Source organism: Bradyrhizobium sp. SZCCHNS30572 (genome assembly GCF_032484415.1).
GTDB lineage: Bacteria > Pseudomonadota > Alphaproteobacteria > Rhizobiales > Xanthobacteraceae > Bradyrhizobium.
The window spans coordinates 24,090-43,027 of record NZ_JAUESY010000014.1 but is presented as its reverse complement, the minus strand read 5'-3'; the positions used below and the strand labels follow the sequence as shown (position 1 = coordinate 43,027).

The following is an 18,938-nucleotide window of genomic DNA, read 5'->3' as shown; positions in this document are numbered from 1 at the left end:
GGCGATGGGCGGCGAAATCGACGTCGAAGCAGCCAGCAGAACGTTCCTGGCGCGGACCGAGGGACATCTGGTCAGCTATCTCGAGGCTTGCGTCCATTGCGGGAACTGTGCCGAAGCCTGCCACTTCTATCAGGCCTCCGGAGATCCACGGCACACGCCCGCCTACAAGCTGTTTCCGATTGCCAAGGCCTATCGCCGGCAGAAATTCCCGCTCTCGCTCTTCGCCCCCCGCGTCACGGAAGAGGACCTCAGGGAATGGGAGGAACTGCTGTTCGATACCTGCACCATGTGCGGTCGCTGCACCACGATCTGTCCGATGGGGATCGACATCGCTTCCATCGTGGGCGGCGCGCGGCAGGCCTTCGTCAAGGCGGGACTTGGACCGAAAGACCTTCTGCAGGCCGCCGACAATTCGCGCGATCATGGAAGCCCGCTGGGCGTGACGGCCGAAAAGCTGCGCGATCGTATCGAATGGCTCGAAGATGAGCACGACGTGCCCATCGCGCTCGACAAGGACAAGGCCGACATTCTGCTGACGCTCTCGTCCGTCGAGACGATGAAATACCCCGATTCCGTGGTGGCCATGGCCAAGCTGCTCAACCACGCGGGCGTTGACTGGACGCTGAGCACGAAGGGCTATGAAGCCACGAATTTTGGCTATCTGGCCGGCAAGGCGGACGTCGCCAGGATCATGGTTCAGCGGATCACCGAGGCCGCCGAGGCGGTGGGAGCCAAGACGGTGGTGATTCCGGAGTGCGGCCACGCGTTCGGTGCACTGCGCTGGTCGGGCGCCAACATGCTCGGCCGCCCCCTGCCCTTCGCAGTCGTGCACATTTCGGAATTCATGGCGCAACTCAAGCGGGACGGCAGGCTGAGGCTGAAGCCGATCGAGGAGTCGATCACCTATCACGATCCCTGTCAGATCTCCCGTCGTGGCGGCGCGACCGAAGATGCGCGATTCCTCCTGCAGGATTTCGCGAAGGACTTCCGCGAGATGACCCCGACCGGAAATCTCAACTGGTGCTGCGGTGGCGGAGGCGGCGTGCAGGCGATCGCGCGCGCTGCCGATCTTCGCCACAAGGTATTCAAGATCAAAATGGATCAGGTCGAGAAGACCGGTGCAAAGACGATGGTCTCGGCATGCTCGAACTGCCGGCTGACCATGGACGAGAGCAAGGCCCACTGGAAGTGGGAAGGCGGGCTCGCGAGCCTGGTGGAGATCATTGCGGACCATCTGATCGAGGACGCCCCAGCGAAGACGCAAGGGTGACGTTTCACAGTCGTACGCCTTGCAGCGTGGGCAAACGGCGGCGAAACGCCGGCGGCGGAGCGCGCAGACTGCACCGGTCCCCCTCCGTTGGTTGCGGTTCCGCTCTCGGTCAAACCGAAAGGCACTCCGGCGTGGCAGAGATTGCGTAGCGTCAGGACGTTCGCCTGATCAGGAACTCGAACTGCTTGCCTTCCGACTTGGATTCCAAGAGATCATTTCCGGTCGTGCGACAAAACGCCTCGAAGTCCTTCACAGCGCCGGGATCGGTGGCGAGCACTTGAAGCGTCCCACCGATCGGCACGTCCTTGAGTGCCTTCTTCGCGCGCAAGATCGGCAGCGGGCAGTTCAGTCCCTTGGCATCGAGAACCTGGTCAGCCATCCTGTCTCTCCGTAATTTCTGGTGCTGGCTTCGTGATACATTCAAATGAACAGGTTGATGTCGCTCTTGGTCGCCGTCTCGATGTAGGTCGCAGCGCCGCCGAGCACCGGCCCCTCGATCATGTCGTCCTTGGTGTACTCGAATAGATCCATGGTCATCTGGCAGGCGATCATCTTGACTTCGGCTTCGATGGCCATCGTGCGCAACTCCTCTATCGATGCGACCCCCTTTTTCTTGATCAGGTTCTTCATCATTGTCGTCGCCGCCGCGTCGACGCCGGGGATGGCCGATACGAGATTCGGCATGCCGATGTGCATTCCAAACATCGGCATCTCCATGGCCGGATTGCCGAGCGTCGAAATCTTCAGGTCGAGATTCTTCTTGAGCAGCGTCAAGCCGTAGAAGGTGAAGAACATGGTCACTTCGAGGCCCATGGCCGCCGCTGTCGTGGCCAGGATAAAGGGCGGATAGGCCCAATCCAGCGTGCCCTTGGTGACAATCATCGACATGCGCTTGGTATTGTTATCATCGGCCATTGCATCTCTCCGTTCGGTCTCTCGCAGGCGCAACCGCGCGCATTACTGGATTCCTGCTTTCCAACGCACGACCATCAGCACGAGGACTGCGAGGAACAACGTCTCGGCGACGATCAGCGCGATCGCCCGGCCGCCGACATCGGCCATCGCCTTGAGCGACGTCTTCATCCCGAGCGCTGCGATCGCCGTCACCAGGCACCACCTTGAAACGTCCTTGATGAGGGCAAGCAGGAATGCGGGAATGACGCCGGCGCTGTTGAGCATCACCAGAACGGCGAACACCACCAGGAACCCCGGCAATTGTCGCCCGGCCTTACCGACGTGATGGGCGCGGAACACGTAGGACAGCATCACCACGACAGGCAGCAGCATGGCAACCCGGAGCAGCTTGGTGAAGGTCGCGACGTTTCCGGTCTCCTCCGACACGCTGAAGCCGGCGCCAACCACTTGCGCAACGTCGTGAATGGTGCCGCCAAGAAACATGCCGACTGCAGCGTGATCGAGATGGAATCCTGCGATCACCAGCGGATAGACGATCATCGCGATCGTGCTGAGCGCGGTCACGCCGATCACGGTAAAGACCGTGTCGCGTTCGTGCTGCTCCCCCTTGGGCAACACCGACGAGATCGCGAGCGCCGCCGACGCTCCGCAAATCGCCACAGCCCCGGAGGTGAGGATTCCGAACCGCCGGCTCAAACCCATGGCACGGGAGGCCAGCGCGCCGAACAGGATGGTCAGGATCACCGCGCCGACGACCGTGATCACGGGCGTCGGACCGAGCTTCATGATCTCGGCAATCGTGATCTGCGCCCCGAGCAGGCCGACGGCGACGCGCAGGATGTGCTTCGAGGCGAGTTCGATGCCGGCAACACAGCGCCCCTCCTGCGACAGGAAATAGAAGGCCATCCCAAGCAGCAAGGCGAACAGCATGACCGGCCCGCCATAGTGCTCGGACAGGAAGGTTGCAGCGATCGCGATGATCAGACTGGCCAGGACACCCGGGAAATAGGTCGGCAGCGACATGAAGGCCGCGAGGCCGCGACTTATCATCGATGTCCTGATTGCGACGGTCTCAGTCACGGCCTATCCACTTCCTTACGCGCAGCCAGCGAAATTCTCGGCAGCCATCTTCGCTTCGTAAGGGGCGGCGGCCGCCGTGCCCGGCACGAGGCCGGCCTTGGCAGCAGCCCAGTCCTTCGGGCGCACCTTGACCATCCATCCCTCGCCATATGGGTCGGTGTTGGCGAGCTTGGGCGCTGCGCTCATTGCATCGTTGACCTCGACGATTTCCGCATTGAAGGCGACCTTTGCCGGGCCGACCCACTTGCCGGATTCGATCGTGGCGCAGGACTTGCCCGCATCGACCGACCGGCCGGCCTTCTTTGGTGTGAAGGCGACAAGCTGACCGGCCATGGCCGCTGCCACGGCGGTCATCCCGAGCGTCACGGTGCCGTCGGCGTTCTCGCGATACCAGATGTTGTTTTCGACGTCGTAGAGGAGGTCGTCGGGAAGGTTGCAGCCGCGGACGATGGGCATCGTCTTCTCCTTGTCTCAAACAGTTTCGTTGGTCTGCATCGATGCATCGAGTTGACGTAGCGGCCGGGACGCGCAGCAGAAGTCGCCGAGCCCGGCCACCTCCAGCTTGCCTCCGATGAACAGCATAAGGTGCCGCGCGACCATGGCGCCCAGCCGCAGCCGCCGGGCGACCTCCGCGTGGCCTGGCTCGAGGCGCACCAGATTATAGTGATAGACGAGCTCGCGGCATGTCTCGCGGCAAGCATTGAAGCTTGCATCGCCGCGCGCACCCTGCCGATGCAGCGCCAGCAAGCGGAAGGTTTCGACCTTGCGATCGGTCGCGATCTCGCCGTGCGCAGCGAGCCATGTTTCGAGAATCGTTTCGCCGAGCTGCAGCAACTCCTCGGCAAGCGGCGCGGCGGCCGCCGAGAGTGCGGCATCGGACGCGGCCAACATGCCGTCGAGCCGCATCGCGACGTTGTCGAGGCTCGTGATACCGATATCCGCCATCAGCCGAGCCCCCGTGCACGCAACAGACCGGTCGAATCCGAGAAGTTCTCCTGCACGCCGACCCTGCGCGCCGACAGCCCGAGCGCCATGCCGAGGAGCTGGGTGAAGTACAGGATCTTGACGCTCGTCTTGCGGCCGAAGACCTTTTCGGCGCGCACCTGATGCATTTCGAGCCCGGTGTGGCAGGTCGGGCATTCGGTGGCGATCACGTCCGCGCCGCAGGCCTCGGCCGTCGTGAGCAGGTTGAGAACGAGCTTGGTCGAGGTGTCACTGTCGGACAGCGTGTGAGCGCCGCCACAGCATGCCGTCTTGAGGGGGTACTCGACATTTTCGGCCCCCGCCGCGGCCAGCAGGTCGTCCATGAAATGGGGCTTGGAGGTCGACTCCGAGCCGGGCCCCTTGTCCTTTTCCGGAAAGATGTGACGCGGCCGCGTGTACATGCAGCCATAGTAGTTGGCGACCTTCAGGCCCTTGAGCGAGTTCTTCACGCGTGCCTTGAGGCCTTGTTCGCCGACCGATTCCTTGATCCAGTCGAGCGCGTGAATGGTCGTGACCTTGCCGGCTTCGTAGGTCGCGTGGCCGGCCTTGCGCGACAGTCGGTCCGTCACCTCGCGCGACGGGGGATCCTTGGCGAGGTCGTATTCGGCCTTCTTGAGATTGTGATAGCAGCCATTGCACGGCGCCATCACGGTATCGAACCCCATCGCATCGGCGATCGAGAGGTTGCGGGCCGACAGATAGGTCTGCAGCTTGGGATCGATGTTCTTGACCTCCATGGCGCCGCAGCAGTTCCAGTTCTTGAGCTCGACCAGATCGAGGCCGAGTGCCTTGCCGACCTCCTTGGTCGAGCGGTTGTAGGCGTGCCCGGTTCCTTCGAGCGCGCAGCCCGGATAGTAGGCGACCTGCTTGTGTTTGTCGCTCATCACTCAGCTCCCTGAACGTCCAGTCGAAGCGCCTTGCGGGCAGCTGCTTCGCACTCACGGACATACTCGTCGATCGCGAGGCTGGCGCCCCGCCATCCGCGCGTGCGGGGACGGATCACGCTGGCAAGTCCCAACTTCACCAGGAGGCCGACCGGCAATCGGCTGGCGAGACTGCGTATCAGTTCGACAAGCCAGCCCTGCGACAGGGACTGCCCGGTCCGCGCGAAGAACTGGCGCAACACGCGGCCTTCCTCGATCTTGCCGGTGGCGAAGACCTGCTCGGAGAAGACCTCATCGAACGCGGTGGACGGCTTCTTCTCCGTATAGCCCTTCAGCTCCAGCCAATGTGCCGTGGCCTTCATCACGCCTTCGGGACTGACGTCGCGCGGACAGGCATAGGTGCACTTGTTGCAGGAGACGCACTGCCAGATGATGTCCTTGTCACGCAGCAGCTCGCTTTCGAAGCCCATGCGGATCAGGTAGATCCAATAGCGCGGGTTGAAGTCGGGATTCACGGCGTTGATCGTGCAGGCGTTGGTGCATGAGCCGCATTGCCAGCAGCGGTGGATGAACTCGCCCCCCGGGAGCGCCGCGATCTCCTCCTGCATCTGCTCGTTGTAGTCGGTGATGGCGCGCGAGGTGATGAACGTGCTCCAGTGCCCGGAGACATCGACGCCATCGATTTCCAGGTGCTCATGCGTGACGAGATTCTCGGGCCGGATCAGCGATTTTTCGTGAATCGGCATGGATGTTCCCTCATTCGCTCAGCAGGCGGGGCTGCCCGAGCACATAGGCCCTGCCATCGATCAGCTTCAGGCGGGTGCGCCCCGACTCGGTATCGACCGCATCGAGTCCCAGGAGACGCCGAGTATGTGCCATCGCGTCTGCCTTGAAGCCGCCGCAGAAGTCCGCGTGCAGGAACTGGCCGCCCTTGTCGTTGATATAATTTGCATAGGTGTGGGCGCAGAGCAGATCGACGTAGAAGGCCAGATCGCGGAAGACACCGTTCGCCTGCAGGAAACCTTCGAGCTCCTCGCGTAGCATCGTGAAAGTGGCGAGGCCGTCGCCGACGGCGATCGTACCGGCCTCGGCATCCTCGTCGTACCATATCTCGCGCAACACGCCGGTATTGACCCTGGCGTCCCACATCCAGCGCGTCATCAGCGGATAGCGGTCGGGCGCGGTGAAATGAAGGACCTCGGCGGCAAGATCGCGCGACCAGCGGTGCTCGCGATCGGCTGGAAAGCTCGTGACGAACGCGGCGACGCGCTGGTCGGTGGTGCCGAGATCGGACCATCCGCGCAGCAGGGCCTCGAGCCTGCTGCGCATCGCCACAAATCCGTTGCGGCCGAGCCACGCACCCACACGCCGGCGCACCGGCGTGATGAACGTGGCGAGGTCGCAGAATTCGGCCTCCGTCAGCTCGCTGACCCGCCCCTTGCCCAGCACCTCCTCGAACAGCGAGGCCTTGAGCGCGAGCGCTCCGACATAACGCTCGACGCCGCCGGTGTCGTCGGCGGATTCCACGAGGTTCTCGAACGCCCGCCGCAGCCTGGGGCCGGACAGATCAAGCACCGGCCGCATCGGCTCGGCCCCCGCCTTGCCTCTATGGCTGGTGATCGGCCACATCACTCGGCCGCTTCCATCATGGCGCCGCGGACCAGGGTCAGCGCGGCCATCGCTGCCGACTGGCCCTGTGCGATGGAATCGTCGATGGTCTCGGGCCCGGTCGCCGCGCCGGCGACGAAGACGCCGGGCCGCGAGGTCGCCGATGTGTTGGAATAGACCGATGCCTTCTGGATATGGCCGTGCTTCTGCAGTTTGACGTCGAACACCGCCGACAACGTCATGTTGTCGACATTGGGATCCATGCCGATGGCGTGCACCACCATGTCGAACGGAATCGAGATCGGCCGCTTCACCAGCGTGTCCTCGCCCTTCACGATCAGCCGCCTGCCGTCCGATGTCACTTCGGCGATCCGCGCCTTGATGTATTTGACCCGATGCTTCTCCTGGCTTTCCCAGTAGTAGAGATCTTCGTAGAGGCCGAAGGTGCGGATATCCATGTAGTAGATATACACGTTGCACCGTGGCACCGCCTCGCGGATCTCCATGGCAATGTTGGCGGAGACCGTGCAGCAGATCTTCGAACACCACTCGCGACCGATCTGGCGGTCGCGCGAGCCGACGCATAGCAGGATCGCGACCCGTTCCGGCTCGCGTCCGTCGGACGGACAGCGCACGCCCGTGCCGGAGGAGAGCATCTGCTCGACCTGGGTCGTCGTGACCACATCAGGGTAGGTACCGAAACCCCATTCCGGCTTGTTGACGGAATCGAAATGCGTGAAGCCGGTGCACAGGATCGCCGCCCCCGCCTCCAGCACCGTGCCATCCGACAGCGTCACGCGAAAGTCGCCTGGGCTGCCCGAGAAGGCCTTCACCGTGACGCGCCTTCGGATCTCGATACGGCTGTCGGTTTCGACCCGGCGCACCATGCCACCGATGGCGTCCTTGGCCCATTCGCCGGACGGCACCAGCTTGGCATAGCCCGACTGGATCGGCGCGCCGCCGAGCTGCTCCGCCTTCTCGACGAGAACGACGCGCTGGCCGGCCGCGGCCAGCGCATGTGCGGCGGAAAGCCCCGACGGCCCACCGCCAACGATGAGAACGGGACAGGTCATGATGCGGCTCCTGACAAGGTCGCCGTCGGCTTGACATAGCCTGGGCCCGACGTAATCGCGCGTTTGGGGTCGTAGAGCGTCTCGATGCGGCCGGCCTTCACTTCATCGAGGTAGGCCTCGAATTCGGCTTTGGCTTTCTGCCAGTCGATGCCGAGCTTCTCGAGCAGCCCCTCGAACGGCGAGGCGTGCCAATGAAGCTGCGCGAGCTTGTATGGATGCGCACCGAGGGCGAGCGCCGCGAACTGGCAATCGGCCATGACTGGCAGCGCGTAGACCTTGTCGACGGCTTTGCCGATCCACTGGTTCTTGTCGAGCGTGGTGATGCAACCCGTGTCGTGGCCGATCATGACGTCCGCCCGCGCCTCCTCGACCGCGACCCTGATCTTGCGGTCGATGGCGAAGGAGCGGGTGAACTCACGTTCGCCAATGATATGACGAAAACCGAAGCCGCAGCAGTCGTACCAGGTGGAGTAGTCGATCACCTGTGCACCCAGCGCCTGCATCAGGCCGGTCGATACCGCGACGCGATTGCCGTCCATGACGGTGTCGTCATAGATCACGTCTTCCGGAACCATCTTGTAGACGTGACAAGCCGGATGAACGGTGGCGCGAAGGCTGCTCACGTCTATGACCTGCCGCTCCCGGATGCGATGACGCATGACGTGCAGCCATTCGGAATAGTGCACGATCTCCTCGGGGATCAGCAGCTTGCCGTCGACCAGGCGGCCCAGCTTGCCGAGAATCTTCTTCACCTGCTCGCGCAGTTCAGCCGAATGCATCAAGAAGATGCGCATCTCCTTGTAATTGCCGAACGACGTGCCACAGTGGACCAGCGGGAAGTAGGTTCCGACCGGCAGCCCCTGCGCCTTGGCCGACATGTATGCCTGGTGGAAGTTCCGCAGGAAGACGGCGGCCAAACTGACGACATTGCCGACCCCGGAGCCGTGATAATTCCAGGCGGTGCAAGAGGTTTGATCGGTCTCGTCGAGATAGCGCACGCCGAGCTGGTTCATCAGCCACATCACGCTCGACGGATAGCCGGGGATATTGCCGCACTGTCCGCAGGACTTGTGCTGCCAGAGGTTGGTGGTGGGAATGCGCTTGTCCCAGCCGTACAGCGTGCGCGCCACCACCGGCTCGTGGCGCTCGTCGATCCGATGGACGACGATTTCGCCGTCCTTCTCCAACTCCCACATCGCGTCGCGGATGTCGTGGACACGCTCCTTGTTGGTCAGCATCGAGCGACGGTCGATCCGGGTTTCCACCCAGGCCGTCGCTGTCTGCGCCTCGCCCGGCGTCAGATTGGAAGGGCGCCACTCCGCGCCAAAGCCGGCGTAAGCCGACTGACTGTCACTGCGCTTTTCGTCCATCGTTTCCTCCGTCGTCCACCGCAGCGATTGATCTCGCCGTCTGTTGTGGTCATCTCAGCGGCCTATTCTTCCTGATGCTCTTCTAGCCACTCGTTGTACTCCTCGCGCTTCTCATCCATCACGTCACTGACGACATCGAACAGATTCTCGTCGATCGTCTCGAGCTGATCGAGCACGCCGGTCGCCTCCCAAATGGTGTAGAGTTCGACGGACGTCTTCAGGTTGACCTCCCAGGCCGTGTCCATGGTGTGCATGGTCGGGACCGGAATGGCCTTGCGCAGGATATTGAGCGGGGCGTCGACCTTGGCGACGTTCGGGCCCCAGTCGGGAAACGCATCGCGCGTGATCATGTTCGGCGCGAGCTGGTTTCCCGTGGAAATGACCTTCAGAAGCACCCGCGAGAACGGTCGCAGTACATCCTTCGCCGACTGCATGCCGTGCTTGATCGCGACCTCACGCATGATCATGACGAGCCCGCCCGGCGAATTTTCGAACGGACAGCGGGCCGCACAGGTGTAGCACTGCGCGCAGGACCAGATCTTCTCCTGCATCGCGTCGTAGATGCCTTCGAGATTTTCGGTCCACAGCAGCTGGACGATCTCGCGGGGTGAATAATCGTAGTAGTGAGCCGAGGGACAGGTCGCGGTGCAGATGCCGCAATTGAGACAGCCATGCAGCTCATGATCGTAGAGGACGTGCGAGCGAATGTCGTCGAACACCTCTTCCAGCTTCTCGTAGGGAACGACCGGCGCCTCGGAGACCGGGTCGCCGATAGAGGTCAGCTCGATTGAAGCTCCGCTCGTCATCTGGCGGCTCTCCTCAGTAGGTCAGCACCTTGGCATTATCGTTTTCCATCACCTCTTCGATGACCTTTGCACCCCCGACGATGCCCTCGCATTCAGGGATCAGGTCCTGCTCGGTCATGTCGAACAGATCGAGGTTCGGAGAGCAGCAATAGAACTTCACTCCCGCTCCGTGCGCGTCCTTGATGAAGTCATAGACGGTTTTCGGAGACCCGGGCTTGACCACGAGCTTCTCTGCCACGCCCTTTTTCATGAGCTGCCCCGACGTCGCGGTACAGACGACCTCCACCTCGTAGTCCATCGCCGCGGCAACGGTGGCCTGGAAGAACGGCGCGCCCAGTTCCTCGCCGTTGCGAGGATCGGTATTGACCATGATGATGATGAGCTTTTTGGCCATTCTTACGATGTCCTCCCGATCATCTGCTATTGAGCGTGCGCAACGCACATCGACACACGAGCGTGCACAATAAGTTTATCTTGAGGCGCATCACCTTGGAGTTGATGAAGATCAACATGCCCAAGAACCGAAGTCCTGGGTGAACAACAAGCTCACATCGAATTCATCCAATCCGTCGGACGAACGCACAAAACATATTCCATTTTTTGAATGACATCTATAGGCTGAAGAAAATAATTCGTTGCTCGGGAGAACGGTCCTACGGGAGCGGCCGCATCAAATGCGTCGACTCGATCAAACCAATCATCAGCGGTCCGAGCGCCGTAGCGATCTCGCGCTGCACCACGCGCAGGTCGGCGAGCGTTTCCGCCGTGCGATCAGGACATTCTTCGGATTCCATGATCAGATCCTCGATCATGGCCGACTTGATTCCGGGATGGCCGAGGAACCCGAAGCAGTTATCACGAAGCTGAAACACCGCCGGCTCCCCCGCAGCGTCGATCGCGAGAACACGGGCATCGGCCGGCAGCACCGGGCGATCGCGCATGTAGATCGCGACGGGAAAGGATTGCGGCAGATGACCGCCGAGCGCCGCGGGATCGACCCGTCGGGCCGTCTCCACAACGAAGCGGAGCGGAGCTTCCTGAGTGCCGCCGCCGCACGCGGTTGCAACTATGCAGCTGCCAGCTCCGATGCCGATGACGGGCAGGTCGCGCGCCAGGAAATCCTGTACCAACCGCAACTCGGGCCCAAGGCTCGGAAGCAGGTTGCCGCTGACGACTCCGAGCGGTCCGGCGCCAAGAACAACGAGGCCGTCAAAATCCCCGGCCGTCGCAGGTATCGATCCTCCGGCCGTAAACGGCCGGCAATAGCGAAAGCCGACGTTGCGGCCTTCGAACTGGTCTTCCATCAAGCCGAGATAGTCCGCCTCAAAATGCTGCAAGACGCAGAGTGTCTTCATGGCGAACCGCGACAACTGATGAGGCATCAATGACGGCCGAAGCCGACGGCGGACCTACAATATATATGTTTTTTCGCATATGAAAAGCGAGGAACGCAATGGCGTGGTATGAGAAGCTGCAGGAGATCGAACCGCTCGACGACCTGCGTTTTGATCATGGGCTCGTCGATGCACTCGAGGCGGCAGCCCGCGAGCGCGCACTCGGACCGATGCGGTTCTACACGCCGACGTTCCGCGCCTATGCCAGCGAGGAACTCAAGGGCTGCGGCAAAGCGAGTTTTCCCGCCTTTTCCATCACGGGCGGCGTTTGCGCGCTGAATTGCGATCACTGTCAGGCGAAGATCCTCGAGCCGATGATCGCGGCAACGACACCGGACGAACTCGACCGCAAGGTGCGCGATTTCATTCTGCTCAAGGATCTGCGCGGGTTCCTGCTCTCAGGCGGATCCAACCGCCGCAACGAGGTTCCGTACGATCGCTTCTATCCGACCATCGAAAGGCTCAAGCGCGACTTTCCCCATCTGCGCATCGCCGTCCATTCCGCGTTGCTCGACGAACGGCGCGCCCGATCCATGGAGGCCGCCGGGGTCGACGTCGCGATGCTCGACGTGATCGGCTCGGAGCAGACGATCCGCGAAGTCTATCACCTCGACCGTCCTGTCGCGGATTTCGAGGCGACGCTCGCCGCGCTCTCGGGCACCAAGATGCAGGTCGTGCCACACATCGTCATCGGTCTGCACTATGGCCGGCTACTCGGCGAGGAGACCGCTCTGGACATCGTTTCGCGCCATCCGGTTGCCGCGTTGATCCTGGTGGTGGTGACTCCGATTTATGCGCCGCCGGATCGGCCCTTCGCTACGATATCCACCGACGACGTGGCGAAGGTGCTGGTCGCCGCGCGGCAACGCATCAGTCACGCGCCGGTTCAACTTGGCTGTATCCGCCCCGCGGGCCGCCATAAGCTGATGACCGACGCATACGCCGTCATGGCGGGATTTGACGGTATCGCCTATCCCGCGGACGGCATCGTGGCTCTCGCCCGCGCCATCGGCCGGCCGGTCGAGCAGGAGCATGCCTGCTGCTCGATCGCGCTTGACGGCCTCGCCGGACGGCGGGCTTGCGCAGCCTGAGGTGCACCATGAACGCCGAGGCAGCGGATATCGTCGTCGTCGGGCTTGGACCGGCCGGGAGCCGTGCGGCTGCGATTGCCGCGAAGGCCGGCTACCGCGTCGTCGCCGTGGATCGCCGGCTCGAGGCGGGTCGCCCGGTCCAGTGTGCCGAGTTCGTGCCCGCCATGATCGAGCGGGACGTTCCGAACATCACGGCCGTCGCCGAACAGAAGATCACGCGCATGCTGACCTTCACCGAAGCGACGGATTGCGAGGAAACGCGGGACTTCTGCGGCTGGATGATCGATCGCGCCGCCTTCGATCGAATGCTTGCTGATGAGGCGGCGAACGCGGGAACCGCGTGCCGATACGGCACCTCCGTGGTTGCCATCGATTTCGACGGCACAGTTCATACGTCCGATGGTCTTGCCCTGAAACCGCGCGTCCTCATCGGCTGCGACGGCCCTCGCTCGCGCGTCGGCGCGGCTATCGGCCAGACCAATCGCGCGCTTGTCGATACGAGGCAACTGACCGCGCCGCTGATCGTGCCGCACGATGCCACGGATATCTTCCTGAGCGCCGACTACCGCGGCGGCTATGGCTGGCTGTTTCCCAAGGGCGCCGTGGCCAATATCGGCGTCGGCATCATGATAGAGGACCGGCGGCGACTGAAACCGATGCTCGCCGCGCTCTTCGCCTCGCTGTCGGCATCGCGCCGCATCGGAACGCGCCCGTTCGCGTTGACGGGCGGGGCGATACCCGTGGGCGGCAGGGTGGGTTCGACAGGCCGGCTCGGCGCAACCCAGGTGTTGCTGGCCGGCGATGCGGCAGGCCTGACCAACCCCGTGACCGGCGCCGGCATCGCCTCCGCCGTGCAATCGGGGGCACTCGCCGGGCACGCCGCGGCAGACATGCTGTCCGGCCGCCGCGGCGCCCTCGATGACTATGACGAAGAGCTCGGCGACATTTTCGATGCGGCCTTGAGCCGGGCATTGCGGCGACGACGGCAAGTGCTGGCGCACTATGGCGACGGCCGCCGCCCCGACGCGACTGCGCTCGCCGAGGGGTGGATCAGTTCGCCGAACTATTGGGCGTGAAGATGCAGGACCAGGGGAGGACGTCATGAGCTGTCTCGAAGGACCGACGCATCCGGTGCCGGATTTCCTCACCGGGGAGACGCGCACCTTCAACGCGGCCGAAGCCATGCAGCCGCGCGCGCCCGGCGCCGTGCCGGCGGAAGCGCGCAACGGCGGGCGCGTGAGAGCGCAGGATGTGCGGCCGGTCGGCACGTACCTGCCGAACGACAATGTTCTGACGCCGAACATGCGGTCGCCCGAGTACGTGCAAATGTCGACGGCAGCGGCGATCACCCTCGGCATCATGAACGGGTACATGCATCGCACCAGTTGCACCCGTTGCCTGAACCTGCTGCTGACCTACCCGGAGGGCTGCCGCGCCAACTGCGCCTATTGCGGGCTTGCGCGCCATCGCGAAGCGGAGCGCAACTATGCCGACCGCAACTTCATTCGGGTCGACTGGCCTGCGGTGCCCTACGACCAGGTGATTGACATCGTCGCATCGGGCGGCGACGGCGGACGCTTCCATCGCATGTGTATCAGCATGATCACGCATCCGCGGTCGGACCAGGACACCCGCATTGTCCTGCGGAAATGGGTTGAACGCATCAGGCACGTACCCGTGTCCATCCTGTCCAACCCGACGACGATGACGCGACTGGATGTGCAGGAGCTCAAGGATCTCGGCGCCGAGATATTTACGGTCGCGCTCGATGCAGCCAACCCGGTCATCTTTGACCGCACCCGCGGCCGCGGGGTTCAATCGCCGCATAGCTGGAACAAATATTGGGAGATCCTGCTGGCTGCCGCCGAGATATTTGGCCCGGAACGTTTCGGCGCCCATCTCATCGTCGGGATGGGCGAGAGCGACCACGACGTTCTCTCGCAGGTGCAGAGAATTCGCGACCTCGGCGGCCACAGCCACCTGTTCGCGTTCTTTCCCGAACAGGGCTCGTTGATGGATCATCTCCCGCCGGCGCCGCGCCCGCAATGGCGACGCATCCAGCTCGCCCGCTATCTCATCGACTATCGAAGCCATTCCCTGCAGCACATGCGTTTCGACGAGCGCGGCCAACTCGTCGATTTTGGTCTGCCGCAGGACGAAGTCGACGCGATCGTCGACGCGGGCGTGGCCTTCCGCACGTCCGGCTGCCCGGGCAAGGAGGCCGCCGATGTGTCCGCCTGCGACCGCCCCTATGGCGACTCGCCGCCGCGCGACATTGCTTCATACCCTTTCAAGCCCGATCGCCGCGACATTCGCCACGTGCGCAGCCAACTCCGGCGCGGACTACCCAAATAACCGGGAGGAAGATGCGATGGCCAGCAGCGCCAAGTCATTTCGGGTCATCGACACCGGGATTCGGGGCGGACGCGCCAATATCGCCTTCGACCAGGCGCTCATCGACGCTCACAAGGCACGGCAGATTCCCGATACCATCCGCTTCCTGCGGTTTCGTCCGTCGGCGCTGGTCGGAATCCATCAGATCCTGAGCCATGAGGTCCGGCTCGACTATTGCCGGAGCAAGGGAATCGAGATCGGCCGGCGGATCACGGGAGGCGGAGGTCTCTATCTCGACGAGGGTCAGATCGGATGGGAGCTCGTGTTCGGCCGCTCCAGCCTCGGCGCCATGAATCTCACCGAAACGACACGCCGGATCTGCGAAAGCGTCGCACTCGGGCTCAACAAGCTCGGCGTCCCCGCGCGCTACCGCCCGCGCAACGACATCGACGTCGACGGCCGCAAGATCAGCGGCACCGGCGGCTTCTTTGACGGCGATACGCTGTTCTACCAGGGAACACTGCTGATCGACTTCGACCCCGAGCAGATGATCGCTGCGCTCAAAGTGCCGGTGGAAAAGCTCGCCAAGCGCGACCTCGCCTCGGCCCACCAGCGCGTCGTCAGCATGCGCGAGATCCTCGGCGACAAGCTCCCTGATCTGGCCACCATCCAGCGAGGCTTGCTCGACGGCCTGGCGGAAGGCCTCGGCATTGTTCCGCAATGGGGCCAGGCGTCGATGCACGAAGAAGAGCTCGCCGACCAGTTGTATCGCGACGAGATCGGCCGCGACGACTTCGTCGAGATGGTCGACGCTCCCGAGGTGGACGGCTCGCTGGTCAGTGCCACTCTGACGCGGCGCGGCGGCAGCCTGCGCGCCGATATCCGCCTCGAGGGGCCAGACCGCAGGCGAATTCGCGAAGCCCTGATCACGGGCGATTTCTTCGTCACACCGCCACGCGTCATCTTTGATCTCGAGGCGGCGCTGCGCGGCGCCGAACTGGCCGATGCCGGATCCCTCGTTGAGGACTTCTTCTCGCGCACGTCGGCCGACTTCGTCAATCTCGGCCCGTCGGACATTCGCGACGTGGTCGTCGCGGCGGCGCGGCAGCTGAGCTTCGTTGCGGCCGGCCGGAGGCTTCGCGGCCATTGGCTCGTGGCGACGCGACCGGAACGTCCGCCGATCGTCCTGCTGCATGACGCCTTGGGCTGCGCCCGGCTCTGGCGCGATTTTCCCGAGCGGCTTGCGGCCGCGACCGGCTGCTCCGTCCTGGTGTTCGACCGCTGGGGCTCGGGTGACTCGGAGCCGCTCGAGCCGCCCCATTCGCGGCAATATCTGCTCGCCGAGGCTCTGGATGCCCTGCCCGAAGTGCTACGGACGACCGGAGCGCGGCGCCCGATCCTGGTCGGACACTCCGACGGTGCTGCGATCGCGTTGACGTTTGCCGGCGCGTTTCCCGATGAGGTCAGCGGGGTCGTCGCGATCGCCCCTCACCTCTTCCGCGAACAGCGGACGGTTGACGGCATCGCAGCCCAGATCAGGGACTTCGAGCACGGCGACCTGAGGGCGCGGCTCGCACGGTATCATGGCAGCAGAACCGATCATCTTTTTGGCCGGCTGGTCGATGCTTGGACTGGGGAAGAAGCGCGCGACTGGGGGATCAAGCCCTACGTTGGACGGGTTCGCGCCCCGGTGCTGGCTGTTCAGGGCAGCGAAGACGAGTTCTTCACGCATATTCAGCTTGAGACGCTCCGCGCCCTCGTGCCAGCCCGGATCGAGACCTGCGTGCTGGAAGGCTGTGGACATGCGCCCCACCAACAGGCGACCTCCGCGGTGATAGCCGCGGCAGCCGGGTTCATCGATCGAGTGACCGCAGGAAACACAGTCGCCGCCGTCCCCGGCTCCGCCTGACGGACGATCTCCGCGGGCAGCGAGACTCCATCAGCACCACTTAGCAGAAAGCGCGATAGAGAGCGGACATGACCTCGATCACTTCCGGCCGCGAGACCGAATAATACACGTTCCTGCCGTCCCGGCGCACCTTGACGAGATCGTCCGCGCGCAGCCGGGCAAGTTGCTGCGACACCGTCGGCTGGCGGAGCTGCAGCGAATCCTCAATGCTGCTGACGGACTTCTCTCCGTCAAGCAGCAGACACAGAATGGCAAGCCGCGCTTCGTGCGACAGCGCCTTGAGGAATTCGCTTGCCTTGTGAGCCTTCTCGAGCAACGCGTCAGGCTCGAGCGAAGACCTGCTGCGTGCGCGCTTGGTTGCCATATTCGTCCGCATATTCCTCAATCGACCAATTCGGTCCGTTACATCGGCGGCCACGGCGCCATGCCGCAAGGCCGCCCCGTGTTGCTATCACTTTGGCGAGACGATAACAAACAGGCGGTCGAGCCTGTCCCAGCGCGGTTCGTGCGAGACGGTATCGAGCCGCCGGAGCGATCGTCCCCTGCTCACGCGCCTGCCGCGTCTGACGGGCTGATGAACTACGATCCGGCTTCCAGTTCACCTAACTTGCGATCAAGGGTTCGCAGGCTGATACCGAGGAGCTCGCAAGCTCCTTGCGGCTGCCAGCAAACACGCTTGTCATCTTCAAAGTGGGACCGCCGATGGTCACGAACGTACCGCCAGACACCGGCGCCGGCCGCTGGAACCGACGATTCGAAGGCGATGATTTCGTTTTCGGAACCGAACCCAATCAATGGCTGCGCCGCCATGTCGGCACGTTCCCGTACCGCAGTCGCATTCTCTGCGTCGCCGACGGAGAAGGCCGCAACAGCGTCTGGCTCGCCCGGCAGAGATTTCAGGTCGACGCCTTCGACATCTCGGAGGTGGGTCTGGCGAAAGCAAGCAAACTTGCCGCGTCAGCCGGAGTGAGCGTGAACTACCAGCTTGCCGATTGCGACGGCTTCGCGTGGCCAAGCGCGGCGTATGACGGCATCGCAGCGATTTTTGTGCAGTTCGCCGCCCCAGATTTGAGGAAACGGCTGTTCGCGCGCATGATCGCAAGCCTGAAGCCGGGCGGGACGCTGATCCTGCAGGGCTATACGCCCAAGCAGTTGGAGTACAAGACGGGCGGCCCTTCCGCCCTCTCGCACCTCTATACGGAAACCATGCTCCGAGAGGCGTTCCGTGAGTTGGAGATCATCGAACTGCGCGAATACGAGACGGAGCTCAGCGAAGGCAGCGGCCATCACGGCCGCTCTGCGCTGATCGGAATGGTCGCGCACCGGCCTTCCTGATCGCGCTCTGCTGGTCCACGGAATTGATCGCGCGCATGCGTCGCGCATTGTCGAGAAACGATCTCTACGACCGACTGTCGACCTTTCCGATCCTTCTGCCAGCATTGCGCGAGCGCGCCGCTGATCTACCGCTTCTCGCCGCAGCGCTGCTTGCCCGCGTGGCGCCGGAGCGAAGGCTCACCTTGTCCCAGCCGGCACCCGAGCGGCTCGAGGGCGACGCCTTGCCGGGCAATGTTCGCGAGTTGCGCAACGTGTTGGAGCGCGCGGCCCTGCTCTGCGATGACGATGTCATCTCAGCCGCGACGATCGAGCGTGCTCTGACGCTGCGATCGCCGAACATTGAGGGACGCGACCGGGTGCAGCGAACCGCAACAAAGCTGGCGCCTGCTGTCGGTGAGAACCCGCCGTCATCGAAGGAGCGCGAGGCGCGAGCGCTTCGGACCGCCCTGTTGACGCATCGCGGCAATCGAGAATCGCTTGCAAACCCCCTCGGCATCAGCCTGCGCACGCTTTACCGGAAGCCGGAGGAATTGGACGCTTGATGAAGCGCTGTCGTCTGCCGCGGCGAAATGCTCACGAATAGCCGGATGGTGCAGGGTGGCGCCGTGTGATTTCGTTGCGCTTCTCGGGAGATGAAAAGCTAGGCGCCTGAAAAAATGGTCGGAGCGGCAGGATTCGAACCTGCGACCCCTGCGTCCCGAGTAGCATGCGAAAAGATCAACAAAAACAATGAAGTTTGCTCGCGATTGACGTCCTTTATCGCCGTTTGTTCACGGGGTTTCGGTGGTCAACCGGTGGCCAGCTTCGGCTTGCACCTGAGCAATTCGCTGCAACGACATCTGCGCCCGTCAACAGCATTGGCAGCTCCCGGCAGAGCTAGTCGAT

General features: G+C 63.2%; 21 protein-coding genes and 1 pseudogene. 8 read left to right on the top strand and 14 right to left on the bottom strand.

The features are described from left to right. Window positions 1-4: 4 nt before the first annotated feature. A pseudogene (locus QX048_RS35315) lies at window positions 5-316 on the top strand (4Fe-4S dicluster domain-containing protein); the annotation flags it as partial. 24 nt (window positions 317-340) lie between these two features. Continuing rightward, window positions 341-1,270 carry a (Fe-S)-binding protein gene (locus QX048_RS33430; RefSeq protein WP_316159605.1) on the top strand — a complete coding sequence of 310 codons (930 nt, stop codon included), beginning with the start codon at window positions 341-343 and terminating at the stop codon, window positions 1,268-1,270. A gap of 151 nt (window positions 1,271-1,421) precedes the next feature. Here the strand turns inward: QX048_RS33430 and QX048_RS33425 are convergent, their stop codons facing one another. The 13 genes from QX048_RS33425 to QX048_RS33365 form a co-directional block, all read right to left on the bottom strand. Continuing rightward, window positions 1,422-1,649 carry a sulfurtransferase TusA family protein gene (locus tag QX048_RS33425; RefSeq protein ID WP_315715462.1) on the bottom strand — a complete coding sequence of 76 codons (228 nt, stop codon included), beginning with the start codon at window positions 1,647-1,649 and terminating at the stop codon, window positions 1,422-1,424. 41 nt (window positions 1,650-1,690) lie between these two features. Further along, window positions 1,691-2,185 carry a sulfur carrier protein DsrE2 gene (gene dsrE2 / locus QX048_RS33420; protein WP_315715461.1) on the bottom strand — a complete coding sequence of 165 codons (495 nt, stop codon included), beginning with the start codon at window positions 2,183-2,185 and terminating at the stop codon, window positions 1,691-1,693. Window positions 2,186-2,227: 42 nt separating this feature from the next. Then, complete coding sequence (locus QX048_RS33415; protein ID WP_315828124.1) at window positions 2,228-3,235, bottom strand: YeiH family protein; 1,008 nt, start codon at window positions 3,233-3,235, stop codon at window positions 2,228-2,230. Between the two features lie 45 nt (window positions 3,236-3,280). Then, on the bottom strand, window positions 3,281-3,721 hold the full coding sequence (locus QX048_RS33410; RefSeq protein WP_315715458.1) for a glycine cleavage system protein H: 441 nt from the start codon (window positions 3,719-3,721) through the stop codon (window positions 3,281-3,283). A 15-nt stretch (window positions 3,722-3,736) separates the two neighbouring features. Beyond that, window positions 3,737-4,210 (bottom strand): hypothetical protein, encoded by a 474-nt coding sequence (locus QX048_RS33405; protein WP_315828042.1) that lies wholly within the window; start codon window positions 4,208-4,210, stop codon window positions 3,737-3,739. Continuing rightward, a complete protein-coding gene (locus tag QX048_RS33400) occupies window positions 4,210-5,133 on the bottom strand; it encodes a CoB--CoM heterodisulfide reductase iron-sulfur subunit B family protein (protein WP_315828041.1) in 924 nt (307 codons plus the stop codon). The genes QX048_RS33405 and QX048_RS33400 overlap by 1 nt, the downstream gene beginning before the upstream one ends. After that, window positions 5,133-5,879 (bottom strand): 4Fe-4S dicluster domain-containing protein, encoded by a 747-nt coding sequence (locus tag QX048_RS33395; RefSeq protein WP_315828040.1) that lies wholly within the window; start codon window positions 5,877-5,879, stop codon window positions 5,133-5,135. The genes QX048_RS33400 and QX048_RS33395 overlap by 1 nt, the downstream gene beginning before the upstream one ends. 10 nt (window positions 5,880-5,889) lie before the next feature. Next, the gene (locus QX048_RS33390; protein WP_315828039.1) at window positions 5,890-6,765 is read right to left on the bottom strand and encodes a hypothetical protein; all 876 of its coding nucleotides are present in this window, start codon (window positions 6,763-6,765) and stop codon (window positions 5,890-5,892) included. After that, the gene (locus QX048_RS33385) at window positions 6,762-7,814 is read right to left on the bottom strand and encodes an FAD-dependent oxidoreductase (protein WP_315828038.1); all 1,053 of its coding nucleotides are present in this window, start codon (window positions 7,812-7,814) and stop codon (window positions 6,762-6,764) included. Before QX048_RS33385 ends, QX048_RS33390 begins: the two co-directional genes overlap by 4 nt. Further along, window positions 7,811-9,184, bottom strand: a complete 1,374-nt coding sequence (locus QX048_RS33380; protein ID WP_315828037.1) for a heterodisulfide reductase-related iron-sulfur binding cluster — start codon at window positions 9,182-9,184, stop codon at window positions 7,811-7,813. The genes QX048_RS33385 and QX048_RS33380 overlap by 4 nt, the downstream gene beginning before the upstream one ends. A 62-nt stretch (window positions 9,185-9,246) precedes the next feature. Continuing rightward, window positions 9,247-9,990, bottom strand: a complete 744-nt coding sequence (locus QX048_RS33375) for a 4Fe-4S dicluster domain-containing protein (protein ID WP_315828036.1) — start codon at window positions 9,988-9,990, stop codon at window positions 9,247-9,249. Between the two features lie 13 nt (window positions 9,991-10,003). Beyond that, the gene (locus QX048_RS33370; RefSeq protein ID WP_315752123.1) at window positions 10,004-10,384 is read right to left on the bottom strand and encodes a DsrE/DsrF/DrsH-like family protein; all 381 of its coding nucleotides are present in this window, start codon (window positions 10,382-10,384) and stop codon (window positions 10,004-10,006) included. A gap of 259 nt (window positions 10,385-10,643) precedes the next feature. Next, a complete protein-coding gene (locus QX048_RS33365; RefSeq protein ID WP_316172180.1) occupies window positions 10,644-11,345 on the bottom strand; it encodes a hypothetical protein in 702 nt (233 codons plus the stop codon). A 98-nt stretch (window positions 11,346-11,443) separates the two neighbouring features. Between QX048_RS33365 and QX048_RS33360 the strand changes: the two genes are divergently transcribed. Genes QX048_RS33360 through QX048_RS33345 form a run of 4 tightly spaced genes read left to right on the top strand, consistent with a single transcriptional unit; the run spans window position 11,444 to window position 16,718 of the window. Further along, on the top strand, window positions 11,444-12,475 hold the full coding sequence (locus QX048_RS33360; protein ID WP_315828034.1) for a radical SAM protein: 1,032 nt from the start codon (window positions 11,444-11,446) through the stop codon (window positions 12,473-12,475). Window positions 12,476-12,483: 8 nt separating this feature from the next. Continuing rightward, the gene (locus tag QX048_RS33355; RefSeq protein ID WP_315828033.1) at window positions 12,484-13,551 is read left to right on the top strand and encodes an NAD(P)/FAD-dependent oxidoreductase; all 1,068 of its coding nucleotides are present in this window, start codon (window positions 12,484-12,486) and stop codon (window positions 13,549-13,551) included. Window positions 13,552-13,606: 55 nt separating this feature from the next. Further along, complete coding sequence (locus QX048_RS33350) at window positions 13,607-14,830, top strand: radical SAM protein (protein WP_315828032.1); 1,224 nt, start codon at window positions 13,607-13,609, stop codon at window positions 14,828-14,830. A gap of 16 nt (window positions 14,831-14,846) precedes the next feature. Further along, the gene (locus tag QX048_RS33345; protein WP_315828031.1) at window positions 14,847-16,718 is read left to right on the top strand and encodes an alpha/beta fold hydrolase; all 1,872 of its coding nucleotides are present in this window, start codon (window positions 14,847-14,849) and stop codon (window positions 16,716-16,718) included. A 40-nt stretch (window positions 16,719-16,758) separates the two neighbouring features. On the opposite strand, the gene QX048_RS33340 is transcribed toward QX048_RS33345, so the two are convergent. After that, on the bottom strand, window positions 16,759-17,082 hold the full coding sequence (locus QX048_RS33340) for a metalloregulator ArsR/SmtB family transcription factor (protein WP_315715794.1): 324 nt from the start codon (window positions 17,080-17,082) through the stop codon (window positions 16,759-16,761). Between the two features lie 290 nt (window positions 17,083-17,372). Here QX048_RS33340 and QX048_RS33335 point away from each other — a divergent pair, with 290 nt between their 5' ends. Beyond that, complete coding sequence (locus tag QX048_RS33335) at window positions 17,373-18,053, top strand: class I SAM-dependent methyltransferase (RefSeq protein WP_315828030.1); 681 nt, start codon at window positions 17,373-17,375, stop codon at window positions 18,051-18,053. Between the two features lie 35 nt (window positions 18,054-18,088). Beyond that, window positions 18,089-18,595, top strand: coding sequence for a helix-turn-helix domain-containing protein (locus tag QX048_RS33330; protein WP_315828029.1), 507 nt, complete (start codon window positions 18,089-18,091; stop codon window positions 18,593-18,595). Window positions 18,596-18,938: the final 343 nt, after the last annotated feature.

Coding starts and splice junctions, on each gene's coding strand:
- QX048_RS33375 (WP_315828036.1), bottom strand. CDS start 9,990: ATGACGAGCGGAGCTTCAATCGAGCTGACCTCTATCGGCGACCCGGTC.
- QX048_RS33365 (WP_316172180.1), bottom strand. CDS start 11,345: ATGAAGACACTCTGCGTCTTGCAGCATTTTGAGGCGGACTATCTCGGC.
- QX048_RS33360 (WP_315828034.1), top strand. CDS start 11,444: ATGGCGTGGTATGAGAAGCTGCAGGAGATCGAACCGCTCGACGACCTG.
- QX048_RS33410 (WP_315715458.1), bottom strand. CDS start 3,721: ATGCCCATCGTCCGCGGCTGCAACCTTCCCGACGACCTCCTCTACGAC.
- QX048_RS33340 (WP_315715794.1), bottom strand. CDS start 17,082: ATGGCAACCAAGCGCGCACGCAGCAGGTCTTCGCTCGAGCCTGACGCG.
- QX048_RS33380 (WP_315828037.1), bottom strand. CDS start 9,184: ATGGACGAAAAGCGCAGTGACAGTCAGTCGGCTTACGCCGGCTTTGGC.
- QX048_RS33400 (WP_315828041.1), bottom strand. CDS start 5,133: ATGAGCGACAAACACAAGCAGGTCGCCTACTATCCGGGCTGCGCGCTC.
- QX048_RS33345 (WP_315828031.1), top strand. CDS start 14,847: ATGGCCAGCAGCGCCAAGTCATTTCGGGTCATCGACACCGGGATTCGG.
- QX048_RS33405 (WP_315828042.1), bottom strand. CDS start 4,210: ATGGCGGATATCGGTATCACGAGCCTCGACAACGTCGCGATGCGGCTC.
- QX048_RS33355 (WP_315828033.1), top strand. CDS start 12,484: ATGAACGCCGAGGCAGCGGATATCGTCGTCGTCGGGCTTGGACCGGCC.
- QX048_RS33415 (WP_315828124.1), bottom strand. CDS start 3,235: ATGATAAGTCGCGGCCTCGCGGCCTTCATGTCGCTGCCGACCTATTTC.
- QX048_RS33425 (WP_315715462.1), bottom strand. CDS start 1,649: ATGGCTGACCAGGTTCTCGATGCCAAGGGACTGAACTGCCCGCTGCCG.
- QX048_RS33385 (WP_315828038.1), bottom strand. CDS start 7,814: ATGACCTGTCCCGTTCTCATCGTTGGCGGTGGGCCGTCGGGGCTTTCC.
- QX048_RS33395 (WP_315828040.1), bottom strand. CDS start 5,879: ATGCCGATTCACGAAAAATCGCTGATCCGGCCCGAGAATCTCGTCACG.
- QX048_RS33330 (WP_315828029.1), top strand. CDS start 18,089: ATGCGTCGCGCATTGTCGAGAAACGATCTCTACGACCGACTGTCGACC.
- dsrE2 (WP_315715461.1), bottom strand. CDS start 2,185: ATGGCCGATGATAACAATACCAAGCGCATGTCGATGATTGTCACCAAG.
- QX048_RS33370 (WP_315752123.1), bottom strand. CDS start 10,384: ATGGCCAAAAAGCTCATCATCATCATGGTCAATACCGATCCTCGCAAC.